Below are 17,168 nucleotides of genomic sequence, written 5' to 3'. Positions count from 1 at the left end.
CGCTATGACGGATCCCGCCGGTCGAAGGTGACCGGTGGGGCGATGGAGCTCAGCGAGGGGTGCTGCCGAGGCGCTCGGCGCTCCGGCTGACGGGGCGCGGCCGCAGGAGCAGGACGGCGGCCAGGACGGCGGCCAGGTAGAACGCGCCCGCGCCGAGCATGCCGGCGGTGTAGCCGCCGGTGAGCGCGTCCTGCGGGGGCGTGCCCGGCGGACGGCTCGCGGTGGCGGCGACGGCGATGCCGGCCAGGACGGCCAGCCCGAGTGCGCCGCCGATCTGCTGGCTGGTGTTGACCAGGCCGGAGGCGATGCCGGAGTCGCGGGACGCCACGCCCTGGACGCCGCCGATGGTGGCGCCGACGAAGCCGATGCCCAGGCCGACGCCCCCGGCGAGCTGGGCCGGCAGCAGGACGAACAGGGGGTTCTGGTCCGGGGTGAGGAGAGCGAACCAGCCCATCGCCGCGGCGGCCACCGCCATGCCGGTCGCCAGGACGGTCCGCGTGGAGGTGCGGGCCTGCAGCGCGGGCCCGACGAGGCCGGAGCCGATGCCGATGCCGACGGCGAACGGCAGGTAGGCCAGTCCGGTGATCAGGGGGGAGTACTGCTTGATCGTCTGCATGTAGAGGGTGAGGAAGTAGAAGGTGGCCAGCTGCCCGGCGCCCATGAGCAGCATGACCAGGTTGGCGCCGAGCCTGCCGCGGTCGGCCAGTACGCCGGACGGGAGCATCGGGCTGCGCGCGGCCCGCTGGATGACCACGAACGCGACGAGCAGCGCCACGGCCACCGCGCCGAAGGCCAGGGTGAGCCCGTCTCCGGCGCCGTGGGACCCGGCCCGGTTGATCGCGTAGACCAGCGCGCCGAGGGCCAGGGTCGCGGACAGCGCGCCGGGCAGGTCGAGCCCGCCGCGCTCACGGGTGCCGGGCACCAGGGCGAACGTGCCGGCCAGGACCAGGAGCGCGATCGGGATGTTGACGAACATGATCCAGCGCCAGCCCGCGTACTCGGTGAGCGCGCCGCCCAGCAGGAGTCCGGCGACCGAGCCCAGGCCGCCCATGGCGCCGTACACGCCGAGCGCCTTGTTGCGCCGGGGGCCGGCGGGGAAGGTGTCGGCGAGCAGCGACAGCGCGGCCGGGGCGACGATCGCGGCGCCGACGCCCTGCAGGACGCGGGCGGCGATCAGCACGCTCTCGTTGCCCGCCAGGCCGCCCAGCAGCGAGGCGGCCAGGAAGACCGTCAGGCCGGCGCGGAACAGCCTGCGCCGTCCGAACAGGTCACCGGCCCGGCCGCCCGCCAGCAACAGACCGCCGAAGGCCAGGGCGTAGGCGGTGAGGACCCAGTCCAGGTCCGCCTGGGCGATGTCCAAGCCGGTTCCGATGACGGGCAGGCCCACGGTCACGATGGTGCCGTCCATCACCATCAGCAGTTGCGCGGCGGCGATCACCAGGAGGGCGAGGCCGCTTCTTTCGGGACCGGGTGTGGTGTGCGTGCTCATGTGAGGTCCTCAGGAGGTGGTGGCGCGGTGGAGCGCCGCGGCGTCGTGCACCGCGGCGGCCAGCCGGTCGTGTTCGGGGTAGGACCAGCCGAAGCCGAAGCGGCGCCGGGTGTAGCCGAAGGCGATGCCGCTGAACGGGTCGGCGAAGGACTCCGAGCCTGCCGAGCCGTCGTGGCCGAACGCGTTCGCGCTGAGGAACGGGTAACGCAAGCCCTTGGCCTGGAAGCCCAGCGCGTAGCTGCCCTGCTCGCCGCGGACCAGGTCGCCGCCGGTGGAGTGCAGCATGGAGAACTCGCCGACGGTGTCCGGCTTGAGCAGCGGGGGGTTGCCGTCGATGCCCCAGACGGCCGCCGCGTACAGGCCGGCCAGGCCGCGCGCGCTGCCCACCCCGCCGGCCGACGCCTGGCCGCCGGCGCGGACGGCGCGGGTGTTGGCGAAGGCCACCTGGTCCAGCGGCGGCGTGCTGTTGAGCCCGTAGCCGATGCCGAGGATGCTGTGCGGTCCGGGCACGTTCGCCCAGAACGCGGCCTCCTGCTCCGGGGTGGCCGTCCACCACTGGATCGGCCGGAAGCGGCGCTCCTCGGACTCGGGCAGCCCCAGGTAGAGGTCCAGCCCGTACGGGGTGCGGATACGCTCGTCGTAGACCTGCTGCAGCGACCGACCGGTGACCCGCCGGACCACCTCGTTCACCATGGCGAACGAGACGAACCCGCCGTAGCCGTAAGCCGAACCCGGCCGCCAGTACGGGCGCTGCCCGGCCAGGCGGCGCGCGATCACCGCGTCGTCGGCCAGCTCGGCCGCCGACAGCCCGCCGTCGACGCCGATGACGCCGGAGCGGTGAGTCAGCACGTCCCGCAGCGTGATCCCGTCCTTGCCCGCGGCGGCGAACTCCGGCCAGTGCCGAGCCACCGGCTCGTCCAGATCGAGGACCCCCTCCTGCACCAGAAGCGCCGCCACCAGCGTCGCGGCACCCTTCGTGGAGGAGTAGACGCCGGTCAGCGTGTCGCCGTTCACCTCGTCCCCGGCCCACAGGTCCACCACCTGCCGGCCGTACACATAGGCTGTCAGTTGCGCGCCCGCCTGGCCGTCCTGCTCGGCCACCGTCGCGGCGAACTCCTCGCGCACCTGCTCGAAGCCGTCCGCGACCGTTCCGTGGACATTCATCCTGCTCATCGTCGGCAACCCTTCGTGAGTGAGTGTTGGTCGCCGGCATGACGGATGGTCCGCGGGAAAGGTGACCGGACGCGTTCACGGTCACCTTTCACCGGTTCGGTGCGTCAGCGCTCTGACGTGGCTGACATGAGGGGAATGCAACCGTGACATCCCAGGACTTCCTTGCCGACCGGTTCCAGGGGCACCGCCCTCATCTGAAAGCGGTCGCCTACCGCATGCTCGGCTCGCTGAGCGAGGCCGAGGACGCGGTCCAGGAGGCATGGCTGCGGCTGGCACGTTCGGACTCGGACGACATCGACAACCTCGGCGGCTGGCTGACCACCGTGGTCGGACGGGTGTGCCTGGACATGCTCCGCACCCGCAAGTCCCGGCGCGAAGAGTCGCTGGAGGACCGCCTGCCCGATCCGGTGATCAGCCGGGAGGACGCCACCGACCCGGAACAGGAAGCACTGCTGGCCGACTCGGTGGGCCTGGCCCTGCTCGTCGTCCTGGAGTCCCTGACCCCGGCCGAACGGCTGGCGTTCGTGCTCCATGACATGTTCGGCCTGCCGTTCGAGCAGATCGCGCCCATCGTGGACCGCACCCCCGTGGCAGCCAAGAAACTCGCCAGCCGCGCGCGCCGGCGCGTCCGCGGCTCAGCCCCGAGCCCGGACCCCGATCTGAGCAGTCAGCGCCGGGTGGTGGACGCCTTCCTCTCCGCCGCCCGCGACGGCGACTTCGCCGCGCTGGTGTCCATTCTCGACCCCGACGTGGTGCTGCGCGTCGACGGCGGGATGCTCACCGGCGGCATGAAGGTCATCAGGGGCGCCGCGGCCGTGGCGGGACAGCTCGCCACCTTCCAGCGCATGGCCACGAGCGCCGCCACCTACCCGGCGGTCATCAACGGCCTCGCCGGCCTGGTCAACACCATCGACGACCAGCTGATCTCCGTCATGAGCTTCACCATCTCCGACGTCAGGATCGCCACGATCGACATCCTGTCCGACCCCGACCGCCTGGCCCGACTCGACCTCACGCACCTGGAGCCGTGATGCCGGCGCACGCCGACACAGCGGCTCCCCTCGCAGCCGAGGGCGCGTTACGAGGCGGACGCGGACGGGCTTGACACTGACACCGTGTCAGGCGGCACGGTGCCGAGCATGTCTGTCACCTATGTCGGCTCCGGGCCGTACTGCTACGCCAACTCCCTCGCGATGGTCCTGGGCGGCGAGGCGCCGCCCACGGCCGTGATCGAGGTCCTGACGGGCTCCCCGTACGGGATGCAGCTCATCGGCGGCAGCCTGCCGTTGTTCGACTCGTTCGGCTGGGACCCCGAGGTCGGGCTGGACACGGCGATCGGCCTGCTCGGCTGGGAGTGCGAGCGCGTGGACGGGGGGACGGCCGCCGCAGCGCTCGACCGGCTGCGCCGCGCCTGCCAGGACGGCCCCGTGCTGGCCGGGCCGCTCGAGCTCGGTCTGCTGTCGTATCAACCCGGGGCGGGCAAGGCGGTCGGCGCCGACCACTACCTGGTGGTGCTGGAGGTGGACGGCGACACCGTGCTCGTGCACGACCCGCAGGGCTACCCGTACGCCACACTGCCGGTCGACGCCTTCGCCGAGGCGCGGCGCGGAGAGCTGATCCCCTACCTGGAGCGGCCGTTCCGGATGCGGCACAGGTTCACCCGGCGCAAGCAGGTCAGCCCGGAGGAGGCGCTGCGGCGCTCCCTGCCCGCCGGACTGGCCTGGCTGGCGGGCCGTACGGACGTGGAGGTCCCGTCCGGCACGCTGGGGCAGGCCGAGGCCGCCGAGCGCACGGCCGAACTGGTGGAGGAAGGGCTGGATCCCGAGATCAGGATGCTGTGGCAGGCGTTCGCGGTGCGGGTGGGCGCCCGCCGCCTCAACGACCTGGCGGCTTGCCTGGCGTCCCTCGGCCTCGACACGGGCGCGGCCGTCGCCGCGGAGCAGGCCCGTATCGTCGGTGGCCTGCAAGCTCCGCTCGTGGCGGGCGACGACATGGCGCTCGCGGCCGGCCTGCGCCGATTGGCTCCGACATACGAACGGCTGCGTACCGCCTTGATCGCCGATGAGGGGACGTCCCAGGCAAAGGGAACGCCTGCTCGAAGGAGTTGACCCTCGGCACCCTGCTCACCCTACTTCCGGAAACACAAGCCGATCGCGCGCGGCCACGCTACCCGGCCCGTACACCGCGATCCTCACCGAATACGCCACCGCGCTCAAGCGCTCCCCGCTGGTCGACTCCAGCAATTCAGAGCGACCTTGCGTCAGGCCGCCAGACCGACCGCGGAAGAGTCGATCTCGGCGAGTTCGGGATTGAACGCCGCCGGCTCGCATGCGATCTCGTCGGTGGCGTAAGCGCCGAAGCGGCGGATATGGGCGCGCAGGTAGGGCGAGATCGCGCCGAGCTCCTCGGCGGTGATGGGCAGCCCTCAGCGACCAGAGCGCGCCACAACCGCGCCGAACTCGAACGCCGCCTCGGCCACGCCAACGACCGCTATCTGCGCCTGTACACCAACCCACCCGACGACATCGCCGCCAGCCATATCGAAGATCTCTAGGACCTGAAACGAGGGACGGTCCCAGGGCGGGGCCGATTTCCTGACCGAAGGCTCTTTGCCGAGGGGCAGCCCCGAACTCATTCCTCCAGCCAGAGACGAGCACCACATCGGCCCACACCCCTTGGCCGGTGCGATGGAACGGAAACGTACGCCAGCGTCCTCCACTCAACGACGATCACACACCGCCGGTGAGCTGGGCGAACGGGCTTAGCGTACGTTTTCGTTCCCCCACGCTCCGAGGGCCGACGCCGAGACCATGACGGCCGCCTACGGCATGCTCCACGTCACCGTCGCGCTCACCCAGAACGGGCCGTAAGCACCAAGGGGTGGCCCGCGCCCGGCGCGGAGTCACCCCCTACGATCAACCGCCTACGCCATCGCCCGCCAACAGCACCGGGGTCAGGGCGTCAGCCCCAGCTCACGCAGCTGCGCGGGCCGCAGCGGCCGCCAGCCGCCGCCGTCCAACTTGGCCAGCTCCGCCTCCACATCCACGGTGATCACGCCGAAGAAGTTGACGTTCTCGCTGTGCGCCGGGGAGATGTGGGCCAGCAGCTCGTCCGGCACGTCCCGGCCTGCCGCACGCAATTGCCGCACGGCCAGCGAATAGTACTCCGTCGTCCAGGTGATGACAGCGTTGGTCAAAACGGTCAAACACCACGCCTGGTCGGTCTGATCGGCCAGGGCCGGCTTGGTGACGGCGCCCTGCTGGGCGTAGTGCAGGTCCCGGCGCAGCGCATGCAGGCTCTCGCCCTTGTTGAGCTGGCGGGCGATCTTCCTGCGGTAGGCCGGGTCGGACAGATACTTCGCCGCGTGCAGGGTGCGGCGCAGCATGCCCCACTCCTTCAGCGCCGCGGCCAGGGTGTTCTGTCGGGAGGCGGCCGACCACTTGCCCACCACCAGCGAGGCGGTGGCCTGGCCGTATTTCAGCGACCCGGCCATGCGCAGCAGGTCGGGCCAGCACTCGGTGATCAGGTCTTCGTTCCAGCGGGTGCTCAGCAGCGGGCCGGCGTGCGGGTAGCGCTTGACCGTCTCGGTGGGGGTGTCGTCCCGGATCAGGGTGATCTTGCCCAGATCGCGGATGCGCGGGGACAGCAGCTTGACCACCAGGTCGAACAGGGCAAAGTTGATCAACGTGACGCCGTGGGTATCGGTCGCGTGCTCGAACAGGGGCAGATCGGTGGCGTTGCCCAGGAAGTCGTCCAGCACAAAGTGCGCCTCGCGCGCGTTCGGCACGATGATCTTGGTGCCGAAGGTGGAGTGCTGATCCGACACGTGCGTGTAGGACGACAGCACCTGGCCGCCGTGGATGGCCATGTCCCGGGCGCTCGTGCTCTTGCCGCGGACCGGGAATCGCTGCCCGTCCGAACTCGACATGGTGCCGCCGCCGAACACCTTCGACAGCTCCAGGCCATGGTGGTGGTTGACCAGGCAGGCGTTGGCCTCGCGCAGCGTCTCCTCCCGCACGTACCACTCCTGCGTCCAGCGCAGCACGTCGTAGCCGATGCCGCAGGCCTCCGACATCCGGGACAACCCCAGATTCGTGGTATTGGCGATCAAGACACTGAGGATGTTGCGCTTGGTCTCGGTCGACGTGCTGATCTTGCGGCCACCAGCATGGGTGAAGCAGTCCAGAAACCCGGTGCGCACGTCCAGCTCGATCAACAGCGAGGCGATCGGCACGAACGGCAGCATCCCGGTCAGCTCGGCCTTCAGCTCCTTGACCTCGCCCGGCACGTCCTCGGCCGCCAGCGGCGAGATGACCAGCTTGTCGTCCTCATCCAGCCGGACGGCGCCGGTGTCGTCCGGCAGCGCCTGGGCCAGCGTCTGCTCCAGCTGGGCCAGCGCGGCGTGCAGTTCCTCCTTGCCCTACTCGATCGCCTCGGCCGCGTCAGCGGGCTTGCGCACCAGCTTGCAGAAGTCGGCACGCCGCGGCGCCCACTGCTCAGGCGTGTACAGGTAGGTGGCCGGGTCGGCGTAGCGGCGCGAGCCGGGCACGAAGATGTCGCCGGAGCGCAGCCCGTCACGAAGCGCCAGCACCACGCACAGCTCCCAATAGTGGCGGTAGGCGGTCTCGGGGTCTGAGGAACATTGGAACCGGATCGTGCGCTAAGCCATGTCCGTGCAGGTCATCGCTGTGCGGTTCTGCGTCGAGCCCTTTCAAGCATGGTTAGCCGCAGATACTTGACGATTATCTGCGATAGCGTCGATGCCGTCCTGGGGGAATGCCTCGCTCAGCCGGGTTCAGTCTCCATGGTTATCTGCGATAGAGCATGGGGGCGGTCGTGGGAGTGATCCACAGGATCGGGGCCGAACGGCAAGCGCCAGTGCTCAAGGAGGCGATCGAGGGGTTCCTCGCCGAAGTGTCCAACCCCAACACCGCCCGGTCCTATGCCACGGCGCTGCGCGCTCTAGCCCAGAGGTTCGGCTCCTACACCCCGATGAGCTCGCTGGAGGGGGAAGCGGCGGCCGACCGGGTCGCCGCCTGGTTCATCGAGCAGTGGGGGGCGCGCTCGGCGGCCACCGTCAACGCCCGGCTGAACGCGCTGGCTTCGGCGAGTGGGTGGTGGCGGGATCAGGGCTGGATCACCGAGGACCCGCTGCGTCGGCTCAAGCGCCGCCCGGTCGAGGTCGACCGTACGCGGTCGCTGGACCGCGCCGAAGTCGCCGAGTTGCTCGGGCGGGAGGGGATCGCGCTGCGTGAGCGGACCTTGTGGCGGCTGCTGTATGAGTCCGCGGCGCGGGCTTCCGAAGTCCTGGCGCTGGATGTTGAGGAACTGGACCTGCGTAACCGAAAGGCCCGGGTACGGCGCAAGGGCGGCGCGGTCGACGTGATCGTGTGGCGCACCGGTACCGCCCGGCTGTTGCCCCGCCTGCTGGGCGGGCGCCGGACGGGGCCGGTGTTCACCACCGACCGGCGGGCCCGGGTGGAGTTACCGCCAGGCGACGTCGACGTAGGGAGCGGGAAGGCGCGGCTGTCGTATCGGCGGGCGGCCGAGCTGTTCGAGGCGGCCACCGGCGGCTGGACTCTGCACCAGCTGCGGCACTCGGCGCTGACCCACGCGGCCGAGGACGGCGCCAACACCTCCACCCTTCTGGCCTACTCCGGGCATACCTCGGTCGCTTCGCTGGCCCGCTATGCCCGGGTCTCAGGCGAAGCGCTCGCGCGCTGGCAGGCCGGCCGCGACCCTGCTGCTCGCAAGCGGTAAAGGCCTTGGAGGATCGGTGCGGTTTTCGGCGGTACGCCATGAGGGGCTTGCATCCAGTACCTAGGTACAGGTTTACCGTCGAGGCATGACCCAGGACATCACCCTTGACCAGGGATGGGCGCCCTCAGCGTGCACCCTGCCCACCGCCGAGCAGCCGCTGCGCGTGGCCGAGTTCGACGCCTTGTTCGCCGAGGCACTCCAGGCCGTGCAGCGCCCCGAGCGGACGCGGCTGCGCCTGGAGCTCGTCTTCAGCCCCGGCAACGCCGGCCGGGCCGCCGAGCTGACGGCCCGGGAGAACGGCTGCTGCTCGTTTTTCACCTTCACCCTCACCATCGCCGACGGCAACCTGGCGCTGGAGGTGACGGTGCCGCCGCGGCAGGTCGAGGTGCTGGACGCGCTGCACGAGCGCGCCGCCGCGGCGGCCGTAGCGGGGCGGCCGGTGTGAGGCAGGACCTCGACGGGCCCTACCTGCGCAGTGGGCAGGTGGCCGAGCAGGCCGGGGTCAACCTGCAGACTCTGCGCTACTACGAGCGCCGCGGGCTGATCGCCGAACCGCGGCGCAGCCCCGGCGGGCATCGCGCCTATCCGCCCGAGACCGTCACCCTGCTGGCGGTGATCAAAGCGGCGCAGCGGCTCGGTTTCACGCTGCAGGAGGTGGCCGAGCTGATCGACACCGGCCGGCGCGGTCACCCCACGCCGGACCTGCGTGCCCGCGCCCAGGAGAAGATCGCCGAGGTGGACGCGCGGATCGCCGACCTGAGCACCATCCGGCGCGCGCTCAGCGCGGTGGTGAGCGCGGGTTGCGACAGCCTGACCCACTGCACCTGCCCCGAATGCCCGCTGCCCTTCGCCGACCTGGCCGAAAGCCGTGCCCCTGAGGAGAACTGACCGCTGTGAGCATCCACCGTGACCATCACGCATCCGCCGATCCTGTCCCAGTGGCCCTGTCGGCTTCCGGCCGGCGGTCGAACGGGTCCGGCACGGACGGCGGCGGGCCACCGCTGCGCAGCAAGGTCACCGCCGCCGTCGCGGCTGTGGTGTGCGCGGTCTGCTGCGCTCTGCCGTTGCTGATCGGTGCCGGGCTGCTCACCGGCGCCGGTGCCGCGCTGGCCGAGCAGATGCTGCTGGCCGCCTCCGGGCTGCTGATCGCCGCCGCGGCGGGCATGTGGTGGCTGCACCGCCGCCGCGCCTCGCGCGCCGCCGCGGCGAGCTGTGGCTGCGGCGGGAACGGCTGCGGATGCTGAACGCCCGTCCCACCGCATCAGCCTCGGCGGCGGCCCGGCGAAGGACCGGCTGCCGGGATGCGCTGTACTGCCTGCCATGACGATCGTCCGTTCCCTGGTGTTGTTCGCCGTGGCCGCGCTCGCCGAGATCAGCGGGGCATGGCTGATCTGGCAAGGCGTGCGCGAGCAGCGCGGCCTGGCCTGGATCGGCGCCGGTGTCATCGCGCTGGGCCTGTACGGGTTCGTCGCCACGCTGCAGCCGGATGCGAACTTCGGCCGCATCCTGGCGGCCTATGGCGGGGTGTTCGTTGTCGGATCGCTGGCGTGGGGCATGGTCGTCGACGGGTTCCGGCCCGATCGCTGGGATGTGATCGGCGCGCTGGTCTGCCTGGCCGGCGTCCTGGTGATCATGTACGCGCCGCGCGGCTGAGTAGGGCCGGTCAGACCGGGTGCGGGAACGGCTCCTCGGTGCCGGTGACCTCCAGGCCGGGGTGCTGGAGGTGGTCGATGTAGTGGATCGCCTCGACCTTCTCCAGGACCACCAGGCCTTCGGTGATGAGGTCGTCCAGCTGGGGCAGGAACGCGCGGATCGCCTCTTCGCTGTCGATGAGGGTGATCTCCACGGGCATCTCCTCGGCCAGCGACAGGATGCGGGTGGTGTGGATGCGCGAGGAGGCGCCGTAGCCCTCGATGCCGCGGATCACGCTGGCGCCGGCCAGGCCGCTTCGATGGGCGCGGTGCACGATCTCGAAGTACAGGGGCTTGTGGTGCCAGGTGTCGTTCTCGCAGACGAAGATGGTCAGCCGGAGTGCGGGGCCGTGGAGTTTCATGGCCGCCTCCTACCAGGATCTTGATGAGTCATCACTGGTAGGGACCGTTGACGAAGGAGCGCTTCGTGGTTTCCCCGCTCGATCATGGGGCGGGGGCGGCGGGCCCCACCGCCGCGATCCGGGAAAACCCGGTTTCACCAGCGATTATACCGCCGCACGCGTGGCCGGGGCAGGGGGCGGCGGGTATGCCGTTGTGGTGAGCGCTCCTGCCGCGCGTGCCGGACGGCTGGCGCGGCAGGGCGGCGGCGGAGGCAAGGGCGGGGACAGGGTGAGGACACTGATGAGCGGCTGTGCGGTGGGGCGCCGGTAAGAACGCTGTCATAGGCCCCAAACGGCGTTGATCTTGTTGTGACCCGCATAGGTGATACTGAGCGGGCATGACACGCCCCCCACTTCACATCGACGAACTCGTCGAGCACTGGACGATCCTGGACGAGGAACGCGAACTCATCTCCGGAAAGCGCGGCGCAACGCGACTCGCTTTCGGGATCTTGCTGAAGTTCTACACACAGTACGGCCGCTTTCCGCGAGGGCGCTCGGAGCTGGCCGACGAGGCCATCGAGCACGTCGCCAAGCAGGTCAAGGTGCCTGCCTCAGAGCTCTGACTGTACGAGCGGTCCGGTTCGCGACGATTGAGTACCACCGCAGCCAGATCCGCAAGCATCTGGGCTTTCGTACCTGCTCAACCGCTGACGCCATCAAGATCGCGGTGTGGCTGGCGGAGAACGTCGCGCACGCTGAACGGCGGCCCGAGCGGGTCCGTGAAGAGCTGCTCAAGCATCTGCGCGAGGAGAAGATCGAGCCGCCAACACCGGGTCGCGTCTCCCGGATCGTGGGGTCGGCCCTGCGGCAGTCGGAGAGGGCCTGGTCGCTACGGATCGTGTCCCGACTGGAGGCTGACACGCTGGAGCGGATCTGCGCCTTGGCCGACATCACCTTCGAGGAGAAGAACGAGACGGGCAGCGCGCCGGCTAAGGCGCCGGTCGACGTCGATACGCCGGTGGCCGAGCCGGAGACCATCGAGCAGGACGAGGAGGAGGAGAGCTTCGCCCTGCTCGCCTTCATCAAGTCGGCGCCGGGCAATGTGAGCCTGGAGTCGATGATGACCGAGATCCGCAAGCTGGTGGCGGTCCGGTCGATCGGATTGCCACCGCGCCTGTTCGCCGACGTGGCGCCCAAGGTGTTGGCCGCTTGGCGGGCCCGGGCGGCGGTGGAGTCGCCCTCGCACATGCGCACCCATCCGCCGGAGCTGGCGGTGCTGCTGCTGGCGGCACTGATGCAGGAGCGGGAACGGGAGATCACCGACACCCTGGTGGAGCTGCTGATCGCGACGGTGCACCGGATCAAGGCACGGGCCGACAGCAAGGTGACCAAGGAGCTGATCAACGCCTTCAAGCGGGTGACCGGCAAGGAGAACATCCTGTTCAAGGTGGCCGACGCCGCTCTGGGACACCCAGATGAGGCGGTCCGTGCGGTCATTTTCCCGGCTGTGACCGGCGGCGAGCAGACGCTGAGGGACCTGGTGCACGAGTTCAAGACCAAGGGGCCCGCCTACCGGACCACGGTGCAGACCACGTTGCGCGCCTCCTACACCAACCACTACCGGCGCGGCCTGATCGCGCTGCTGGAAACGCTGGAGTTCAAGAGCACCAACTCCGCCTACCAGCCTGTGATCAAGGCGCTGGAACTCATCCGCCGCTACGCCAAGGCGGGCAACACGACCTACTACCCCCGCGGTGAGGTCGTGCCCGAATACCGCGGCACCTCCGGCGCGTGGGAGGACTTGGTCTTCAAGAGCGACAAGCGGGGGCGTCGACGTGTGGTGCGGATGGTGTACGAGATCGTCACCTTCCAGGCGCTCCGCGACGCCCTGCGGTGCAAGGAGATCTGGGTCGTCGGCGCGCACTCCTTCCGCGACCCGGAAGAGGATCTGCCCAAGGACTTCCCCGAGCGGCGGGTCGAGAACTATGCCGAGCTGCGCAAGCCGCTGGACCCCAAGGACTTCATCGCCGAGTTGAAGGCGGAGATGCGCGCCGAGCTGGCGGCGCTCGACACCGCGCTGCCCAAGCTCGACTGGGTGGAGATCAAGGACCGTAAGTCCGGAGCGATCAAGCTGACAAAGATCGGACCCGCCGAGGAACCGCGCAACCTGCGGAAGATCAAGAATGAGGTGAGTCGCCGGTGGGGCTCGGTTCCGCTGATCGACATACTGAAGGAGGCGGTGCTGCGCACGGGCTGCCTGAACGCCGTCACCTCGGTCGCCGGCAGTTCCACCCTCAAGCCTGAGGTCCTGGCCGAACGCCTCATGCTGGCGATCTTCGGCTACGGCACCAACACCGGAATCCGGGCAGTGGCCTCCGGTGGCCACGCGCATAGCGAAGACGACATCCGCTACGTGCGGCGCCGATACCTGACCCCGCAGATCGCCATCGATATCGCGATCGCCATCGCGAATGCGACCTTCGCCGCCCGGGACATCAGTCTGTGGGGTGAGGGGACGACCACCATCGCCTCCGACTCCACGCACGTCAGAGCCTACGATCAGAACATCTTCACCGAGTGGCACTCCCGCTACGGCGGCCGCGGCATCCTCATCTACTGGCACGTCGAACGCGGATCCATGGTCGTGCACTCCCAGACCCTGCGCGCCTCCGCTTCCGAGGTGCACGCCATGGTGGAAGGCGCCGTACGGCACGGCACCCCCATGAAGGTCGAGGGCAACTACGTCGACTCGCATGGCCAGTCCGAAATCGGGTTCGGAGTGACCAGGCTCCTGGGCTTCGACCTGCTCCCGCGCATCAAGCAGATCAACAAGGTCAAGCTGTATCGGGTGGAGAGCGGGGAGAGCGATCTGTACGCGCGGCTGACACCGGCGATGACCCGGCCGATCCGCTGGGCCCTGATCGAACAGAACTACGACCAGATGATCAAATACGCGACGGCCATCAAGCAGGGCACCGCGGCGACGGAGGCGATCCTGCGCCGCTTCACCGAGTCCGCCTCCCACCCGACCTACCAGGCCATGCTGGAGGTCAGCCGCGCACAGAAGACCATCTTCGTCGTCCACTACCTGCGGTTACGCGAGCTGCAGCGGGAAATCCAGGAAGGGCTCAACGTGGTGGAGTCCTCCAACGGAGCGAACTCGATGATCTTCTACGGCAAGGGCGGCGACATCGCCACCAACCGGCGCGAAGAGCTGGAGATGACCGTCTTGTGCCTGCGAATCCTGCAGGCGGCCCTGGTCTACATCAACACGCTGATGCTCCAAGACGTCCTCGCCGATCCGGAGTGGGCCACGCTGCTCAAGCCCGCCGACCAGCGTGGGCTGACCCCCCTGTTCTGGCAGCACGTTCAGCCTTACGGCGAGGTACGGCTGGACGTCGCCAAGCGCTTGTCCCTCGGTGGCCGTTCAGATACTGAAGATCCACCATCTTGATTCCGCTGGTGAGGGAGCCGCACCAGCGAAAACCAAGATGGTGGATCTTCAGTGAAGATCCGACTGGACCTCGGTCAGTCGATGCCTTCGACGATGCGGAAGTCGCGCTCGACGCCGTCGGAGAGGGCGACCAGCGCCTCCTGGTAGGCCGCACTCTCACGCGCCGCGACGGCCTGCTCGAAGCTGTCGAACTCGATCAGGACGGTGCGCTCGGCGATTCCGGCGTCATGCGCCACGACCCGACCGCCACGGACGAGAACCCGACCGCCCCCGGCCTTGACGGCCGGACGGGCCAGCTTGTTGTAGGCAGCCAGCTTCTCAGGGTCTGAAATGGTGCGGTAAACGCTGACCCAGTAGCCCTTGGGCATGGAACCTCCAGTGTTGGGATGAGTGCATCTGACTTACGGGTTGGTCTCGGACGAGCGTCGGCGGGCGAGAGTGAGGCTTGTCAGCATCGTGATCGCCATGGCGCCGATGCCGACCAGCACCGCGGTGGTGTAGGCGCTGTCGTCGGGGAAGAGGTGGCCGGGGCCGGTGCCCGCGGCGAGGATCAGGCCGCCGATGGCGCTGCCCAGGGAGTACCCGACGCTGCGGACGACGTAGTTGAAGCTCATGGCACTCGACGTCTCGCTCTTGGGGGTGACGGCCAGGATGACGCCGGGCATCGCGGCCGAGAAGCCGCCGACGCCGAAGCCGAGCACGCCCATCGCCGCGAACAGTTCGGCCAGGTCCGACCGGGCCGCCGCGAACAGGGCGAACCCGCCGCCGACCACGACGGCGCTGCCGACCAGGAGCAGGGGGTCGGCGATCCGCGTCCGGACCCGCGGCGTGAGCTTGCCGGCGACGAACCCCAGCACCGAGAACGGGATGAGGACCAGCCCGGCGACGAAGGTCGTCAGCCCGAAGCCGTAGCCGGCGCCGTGCGGCGTCTGCGCGTACCGGGTGATGAGCGTGAGCAGGAGGTACATGCCGATCCCGCCGACGAACATGGCGAGGTTCGCCCCGGCGACCGCCGGGTGCCGCACCGCCCGCACATCGACCAGGGGCGTCGTGCTGCGCAGCTCGATGACGGCCCAGACGCAGAGCAGCACCACCGCGACGACGGCGAGGCCCGCCGCCACGGCGAGGTGCCGGCTCCACAGATTCCGTTCGCCGGCGAGGAACAGCACCAGGAGCAGCGCAGCGGCCAGGACGACCGCGCCTGCCACGTCCACGCGGGCGGAGCGGCCTTCGGGGGCTTCGGGCATGGAGCGCCACGCGGTCAGGAGGGCGGCGGCGGTGACGACCAGGCCGAGGCCGTAGGCGGCCCGTACCCCGCCGTACTCGGCGAGCAGTGCGGCCAGCGGGTAGCCGACGCCGGCCCCGATGATCGAGACCACCGAGATCAGGGCGATCACGGCCGCGCTGCGCTCCTCGGGGAGGTGGTCCCGGGCCACGCCCATCATCAGCGCCGTCAGCCCGAGCCCGACGCCCTGGGCCGCCCTGCCGGCCAGCAGCCACGCGAACGGCAGCGGCAGCACGGTGAGCGTGCTGCCGGCGACGACGACCGCCAGCGTGGCGAGGATCGTGGCCCGCCGGTGCGGGCCGGCTCCGAGCCGGCCGAGCACGGGTGTGGCGACGGCTCCGCTGAGCAGCGCGATGGTCAGCGTCCACTGCGCGCTGCCGAGTGAGACGTGGAACGTCGTCGCCACGCTGGTGATGAGCGGCGTCCCGAGGCTGGCGACCGCCGCCACGACCAGAGCGATGAACATCAGGGCGGGGACCAGCAGCCGCGCCTCGGAACGCGCCACCGGGAACGCCTTCACCGCGACCCCGCCGACCGGCTGCCCGGTCACTGCTTCGGCCCTTCGTGGTCCTGGCTTTCGAGCTCTGCCAGATGCTTCAGCGCCGGAAGGGCCGCGACCAGCGCCTCGACCTCGTCGCCGGTGAGCTCGCCGATCAACCGCTCGAACGCGTGGACGCCCGCCTTGCGCCGCGTCCGGACATAGGAGGCGCCGGCCTCGGTCAGGCACACCAGCGTGACCCGCTTGTCGGACGCGTCGCCCCGCCGCTCGACCAGGCCGGACTCCTCCATCACCCGGACCAGGGCGGTCATCGCGGGCTGGGTGACGCCCTCGACCGCGGCCAGATCGGTGATGCGCCGCGGGCCGGTCCGGTCCAGGGTGGCCAGGGTGGCGGCGGACGTCAGGCTCATGTCCCGGGGCAGGCGTCTCGCGGCCCTGGTGGCCAGGCCGTACAGGGCTGCCCCGATGGCGGCGGACGCGCCAGGAGCGGTGTCTTGACGACTCATGCTCGAAGCATAACATTTTTATATTCATAGTTTATGGAAATGCTTTGGCGAGTTCCGCCCGCATCACAGCTGCTGAGGCTTCCCGAGCATGATCAACCTCGTTTAGAACTGCTGATCGGCTGATCAGAACTCTGCATCCGGCCTCTCACCAGCCTAGATCCGCACCGTTTGGGGCCAATGACAGTGTTCTTACCGGCACCCCGCGGTGGCCGCTGATGCGAAGCCCGGCCGCCGCGCCGGCGATAGCGGCGGCGGTGGCTGGGATGCGCGGCTGCTGACGGTGTTCACCCGTCACCGGCGGCCGGTGCTGGTGCGGACGGCCCGGATGCTCACCCGGCTCGGCTCGCCGGCGGTGATGGGGGCGGCGGTGGGCGTGGCGGCGCTGCGGGCGGGCCGGTGGTCGCCGGTGGTGGTCTATGCGTCGGGTCTGCTGGCGCGCCATGGCCTGGCCGCGGTCGTTGCCCGGCCGCGGCCGCCGCGGCCGGGATGGCTGGAGGTGCCGCGGGGCCGAGCTGGCCGTCGCGGCACACCACCACTGCGGTGCTGGGCGGTCTGGTGATCGCCGGGCAGCGGGCGGCCCGGCCGCGCGCGGTGCTTTGCGGGGTGTCGCTGGCCGGGGCGGTCGGGGCGAGCCGGCTATATCTGGGGGTGCATTGGCCCGGCGATGTGATCGCCGCCACCGTTTTCGCCCTGGCCTGGTGGGCGGCGGGCACCCAGGTGGCCGGGTGCCTTGCCGCCCGGAGGCGCCCCGGTCGGGAACCTGGCCTACCGGACCGGTCTGCCCTGATCGGGGCGGGGTGGCGCGGCTGCCGGTGGCCTCGTCTTGGCGGCGGGGCAGGCGTTAGGCTGGGCGGGAAGGCGCCTATGTCGGCCGCGCAGGCGGGCTGAAGGGCATCTTGCGGCGGTGGGGCCCGCCGTACCCGAACCGCGGCAGCCATGCTGCCGCCAACGGTCCCTACTCGTGACA

The 17,168-nt window shown here is 70.0% G+C and carries 19 protein-coding genes and 1 pseudogene; 11 read left to right on the top strand and 9 right to left on the bottom strand.

Annotated elements, in window-relative coordinates; genetic code table 11:
- Positions 1-49: 49 nt before the first annotated feature.
- Together ACQPYK_RS20680 and ACQPYK_RS20675 are read right to left on the bottom strand one after the other, a co-directional pair.
- Positions 50-1,489 carry an MFS transporter gene (locus ACQPYK_RS20680; protein WP_433257509.1) on the bottom strand — a complete coding sequence of 480 codons (1,440 nt, stop codon included), beginning with the start codon at positions 1,487-1,489 and terminating at the stop codon, positions 50-52.
- Between the two features lie 9 nt (positions 1,490-1,498).
- Positions 1,499-2,662 (bottom strand): serine hydrolase domain-containing protein, encoded by a 1,164-nt coding sequence (locus tag ACQPYK_RS20675; protein ID WP_433257508.1) that lies wholly within the window; start codon positions 2,660-2,662, stop codon positions 1,499-1,501.
- Between the two features lie 143 nt (positions 2,663-2,805).
- Here ACQPYK_RS20675 and sigJ point away from each other — a divergent pair, with 143 nt between their 5' ends.
- Positions 2,806-3,693 carry an RNA polymerase sigma factor SigJ gene (gene sigJ, locus ACQPYK_RS20670; protein ID WP_433257506.1) on the top strand — a complete coding sequence of 296 codons (888 nt, stop codon included), beginning with the start codon at positions 2,806-2,808 and terminating at the stop codon, positions 3,691-3,693.
- 108 nt (positions 3,694-3,801) lie between these two features.
- Complete coding sequence (locus ACQPYK_RS20665) at positions 3,802-4,770, top strand: hypothetical protein (protein ID WP_433257504.1); 969 nt, start codon at positions 3,802-3,804, stop codon at positions 4,768-4,770.
- Between the two features lie 152 nt (positions 4,771-4,922).
- On the opposite strand, the pseudogene ACQPYK_RS20660 reads toward ACQPYK_RS20665, so the two are convergent.
- The 3 genes and pseudogenes from ACQPYK_RS20660 to ACQPYK_RS20650 all read right to left on the bottom strand — a co-directional run.
- A pseudogene (locus ACQPYK_RS20660) lies at positions 4,923-5,104 on the bottom strand (hypothetical protein); the annotation flags it as partial.
- 511 nt (positions 5,105-5,615) lie between these two features.
- On the bottom strand, positions 5,616-6,950 hold the full coding sequence (locus ACQPYK_RS20655; protein ID WP_433257502.1) for a transposase: 1,335 nt from the start codon (positions 6,948-6,950) through the stop codon (positions 5,616-5,618).
- 132 nt (positions 6,951-7,082) lie between these two features.
- Positions 7,083-7,256 carry a hypothetical protein gene (locus ACQPYK_RS20650; RefSeq protein ID WP_433257500.1) on the bottom strand — a complete coding sequence of 58 codons (174 nt, stop codon included), beginning with the start codon at positions 7,254-7,256 and terminating at the stop codon, positions 7,083-7,085.
- 242 nt (positions 7,257-7,498) lie between these two features.
- On the opposite strand from ACQPYK_RS20650, the gene ACQPYK_RS20645 reads away from it, so the two are divergent.
- From ACQPYK_RS20645 to ACQPYK_RS20625, 5 genes are all read left to right on the top strand, one after another.
- Positions 7,499-8,422, top strand: coding sequence for a tyrosine-type recombinase/integrase (locus ACQPYK_RS20645; RefSeq protein ID WP_433257498.1), 924 nt, complete (start codon positions 7,499-7,501; stop codon positions 8,420-8,422).
- 85 nt (positions 8,423-8,507) lie between these two features.
- The gene (locus tag ACQPYK_RS20640; protein ID WP_433257496.1) at positions 8,508-8,867 is read left to right on the top strand and encodes a hypothetical protein; all 360 of its coding nucleotides are present in this window, start codon (positions 8,508-8,510) and stop codon (positions 8,865-8,867) included.
- A complete protein-coding gene (locus ACQPYK_RS20635) occupies positions 8,864-9,310 on the top strand; it encodes a MerR family transcriptional regulator (RefSeq protein WP_433257495.1) in 447 nt (148 codons plus the stop codon). Before ACQPYK_RS20640 ends, ACQPYK_RS20635 begins: the two co-directional genes overlap by 4 nt.
- 50 nt (positions 9,311-9,360) lie before the next feature.
- Positions 9,361-9,666: a hypothetical protein gene (locus ACQPYK_RS20630; protein WP_433257494.1), complete on the top strand. Its 306-nt coding sequence runs from the start codon at positions 9,361-9,363 to the stop codon at positions 9,664-9,666.
- Positions 9,667-9,742: 76 nt separating this feature from the next.
- Positions 9,743-10,075, top strand: coding sequence for a YnfA family protein (locus tag ACQPYK_RS20625; RefSeq protein WP_433257492.1), 333 nt, complete (start codon positions 9,743-9,745; stop codon positions 10,073-10,075).
- A gap of 10 nt (positions 10,076-10,085) precedes the next feature.
- Here the strand turns inward: ACQPYK_RS20625 and ACQPYK_RS20620 are convergent, their stop codons facing one another.
- Positions 10,086-10,475, bottom strand: coding sequence for a DUF190 domain-containing protein (locus ACQPYK_RS20620; protein ID WP_433257491.1), 390 nt, complete (start codon positions 10,473-10,475; stop codon positions 10,086-10,088).
- A gap of 377 nt (positions 10,476-10,852) precedes the next feature.
- On the opposite strand from ACQPYK_RS20620, the gene ACQPYK_RS20615 reads away from it, so the two are divergent.
- Together ACQPYK_RS20615 and ACQPYK_RS20610 are read left to right on the top strand one after the other, a co-directional pair.
- A complete protein-coding gene (locus ACQPYK_RS20615) occupies positions 10,853-11,080 on the top strand; it encodes a DUF4158 domain-containing protein (RefSeq protein WP_433258861.1) in 228 nt (75 codons plus the stop codon).
- Positions 11,077-13,911 carry a Tn3 family transposase gene (locus ACQPYK_RS20610; protein ID WP_433258860.1) on the top strand — a complete coding sequence of 945 codons (2,835 nt, stop codon included), beginning with the start codon at positions 11,077-11,079 and terminating at the stop codon, positions 13,909-13,911. Before ACQPYK_RS20615 ends, ACQPYK_RS20610 begins: the two co-directional genes overlap by 4 nt.
- A gap of 74 nt (positions 13,912-13,985) precedes the next feature.
- On the opposite strand, the gene ACQPYK_RS20605 is transcribed toward ACQPYK_RS20610, so the two are convergent.
- Genes ACQPYK_RS20605 through ACQPYK_RS20595 form a run of 3 tightly spaced genes read right to left on the bottom strand, consistent with a single transcriptional unit; the run spans position 13,986 to position 16,201 of the window.
- Positions 13,986-14,279 (bottom strand): DUF1330 domain-containing protein, encoded by a 294-nt coding sequence (locus ACQPYK_RS20605; protein WP_433257489.1) that lies wholly within the window; start codon positions 14,277-14,279, stop codon positions 13,986-13,988.
- Positions 14,280-14,312: 33 nt separating this feature from the next.
- Positions 14,313-15,746 (bottom strand): MFS transporter, encoded by a 1,434-nt coding sequence (locus ACQPYK_RS20600; RefSeq protein WP_433257487.1) that lies wholly within the window; start codon positions 15,744-15,746, stop codon positions 14,313-14,315.
- Positions 15,743-16,201 (bottom strand): MarR family winged helix-turn-helix transcriptional regulator, encoded by a 459-nt coding sequence (locus ACQPYK_RS20595; protein ID WP_433257485.1) that lies wholly within the window; start codon positions 16,199-16,201, stop codon positions 15,743-15,745. The genes ACQPYK_RS20600 and ACQPYK_RS20595 overlap by 4 nt, the downstream gene beginning before the upstream one ends.
- A 280-nt stretch (positions 16,202-16,481) precedes the next feature.
- On the opposite strand from ACQPYK_RS20595, the gene ACQPYK_RS20590 reads away from it, so the two are divergent.
- Together ACQPYK_RS20590 and ACQPYK_RS20585 are read left to right on the top strand one after the other, a co-directional pair.
- Entirely contained in the window at positions 16,482-16,760 is a 279-nt protein-coding gene (locus ACQPYK_RS20590) for a hypothetical protein (protein WP_433257484.1), read from the top strand.
- The gene (locus ACQPYK_RS20585; RefSeq protein ID WP_433257482.1) at positions 16,688-17,089 is read left to right on the top strand and encodes a phosphatase PAP2 family protein; all 402 of its coding nucleotides are present in this window, start codon (positions 16,688-16,690) and stop codon (positions 17,087-17,089) included. Before ACQPYK_RS20590 ends, ACQPYK_RS20585 begins: the two co-directional genes overlap by 73 nt.
- Positions 17,090-17,168 lie beyond the last annotated feature (79 nt).

It is taken from the genome of Streptosporangium sp. CA-135522 (genome assembly GCF_050949235.1).
Classification (GTDB): domain Bacteria; phylum Actinomycetota; class Actinomycetes; order Streptosporangiales; family Streptosporangiaceae; genus Streptosporangium.
The sequence above is the reverse complement of the archived record's forward strand: the minus strand, read 5'-3'. Positions and strand labels throughout refer to the sequence as shown.

Coding starts and splice junctions, on each gene's coding strand:
- ACQPYK_RS20680 (WP_433257509.1), bottom strand. CDS start 1,489: ATGAGCACGCACACCACACCCGGTCCCGAAAGAAGCGGCCTCGCCCTC.
- ACQPYK_RS20675 (WP_433257508.1), bottom strand. CDS start 2,662: ATGAGCAGGATGAATGTCCACGGAACGGTCGCGGACGGCTTCGAGCAG.
- ACQPYK_RS20665 (WP_433257504.1), top strand. CDS start 3,802: ATGTCTGTCACCTATGTCGGCTCCGGGCCGTACTGCTACGCCAACTCC.
- ACQPYK_RS20640 (WP_433257496.1), top strand. CDS start 8,508: ATGACCCAGGACATCACCCTTGACCAGGGATGGGCGCCCTCAGCGTGC.
- ACQPYK_RS20625 (WP_433257492.1), top strand. CDS start 9,743: ATGACGATCGTCCGTTCCCTGGTGTTGTTCGCCGTGGCCGCGCTCGCC.
- ACQPYK_RS20620 (WP_433257491.1), bottom strand. CDS start 10,475: ATGAAACTCCACGGCCCCGCACTCCGGCTGACCATCTTCGTCTGCGAG.
- ACQPYK_RS20615 (WP_433258861.1), top strand. CDS start 10,853: ATGACACGCCCCCCACTTCACATCGACGAACTCGTCGAGCACTGGACG.
- ACQPYK_RS20605 (WP_433257489.1), bottom strand. CDS start 14,279: ATGCCCAAGGGCTACTGGGTCAGCGTTTACCGCACCATTTCAGACCCT.
- ACQPYK_RS20595 (WP_433257485.1), bottom strand. CDS start 16,201: ATGAGTCGTCAAGACACCGCTCCTGGCGCGTCCGCCGCCATCGGGGCA.
- ACQPYK_RS20585 (WP_433257482.1), top strand. CDS start 16,688: ATGGCTGGAGGTGCCGCGGGGCCGAGCTGGCCGTCGCGGCACACCACC.